Genomic DNA, 1,002 nt, shown 5'->3' with positions numbered 1-1,002 from the left:
CCCCGGCCCTGCGGTTCAAAGGCAAAAGCACCGAGCCCAGCCTGGACGACATGAAGCTGCTGACTTCGTTTTTTGAGTCGCGCGACTTTGCCGCCGGGGTGGTGGCCGCCCGCGCCATGGCCCAGCAGTACCCCCGGCACGGCTTTGGCTGGAAGGCCCTGGGGGCCCTGCTGCAAGCCAGTGGCCAGGCCGAGGAAGCGCTGGCGGCCAAGCAGCGGGCAGCAGAACTGATGCCGCAGGATGCCGAAGCCGCCTGCAACCTGGGCCATTCATTGCAAGACCTGGACCGCACCACCGAGGCTGAGGCATCCCTGCTGCGCGCCCTGGCGCTCAAACCCGCCTACCCCGAGGCCCTGAACAACCTGGCCATCACCTGCCAAAAAATGGGCCGCCTGGTGGAGTCCGAGGCCCACTTCCGTGCCGCCCTGGCCCTCAGCCCGGGACACCAGGGCATGTTCGACAACCTGCTGTTCACCCTGAACTACCACCCCGGCCACAGCGCCGAAGAGATTTTTGCCAGCTACCAGGCCTATGAGCAGCGCTTTGGCGCACCGCACCGCGCCCACTGGCAGCCGCACCGCAATGACCGCAACCCGGCACGCCGTCTGCGGGTCGGCTATGTGTCGCCCGACTTTCGCAGCCACTCCTGCACCTTCTTCATGGAGCCCCTGCTGGCCCACCACGATGCCGCGGTGGTCGAGGTCACCGCCTATGCCGACCTGGCCCGTGGCGATGCGGTCAGCCAGCGCTACCAGGGCTATGTCGACCACTGGGTGCCCACGCGTGGCATGACAGACGCGGCCCTGGCCGAGCGCATCCGCGCCGATGGCATCGACATCCTGGTCGATCTGGCGGGCCACACCGTGGGCAACCGCCTGGGCGTGTTTGCCCGCAAACCGGCCCCGGTGTCCTTGAGCTGGATGGGCTACGGCTACACCACCGGCCTGCGCGCCATTGACTACTCCCTGACCGATGCCGCCAGCGCGCCACCGGGCAGTGAGC

At 68.0% G+C, this 1,002-nt stretch carries 1 protein-coding gene; it reads left to right on the top strand.

The window, feature by feature from the left end; all coding sequences use genetic code 11:
- A partial coding sequence (locus AC097L_RS26650) for an O-linked N-acetylglucosamine transferase, SPINDLY family protein (RefSeq protein ID WP_479589693.1) occupies positions 1-1,002 on the top strand: 1,002 nt, incomplete at both ends.

It is taken from the genome of Rhodoferax sp. RT5P35 (assembly GCF_056521385.1).
This window is presented reverse-complemented; position numbering and strand designations above follow the sequence as displayed.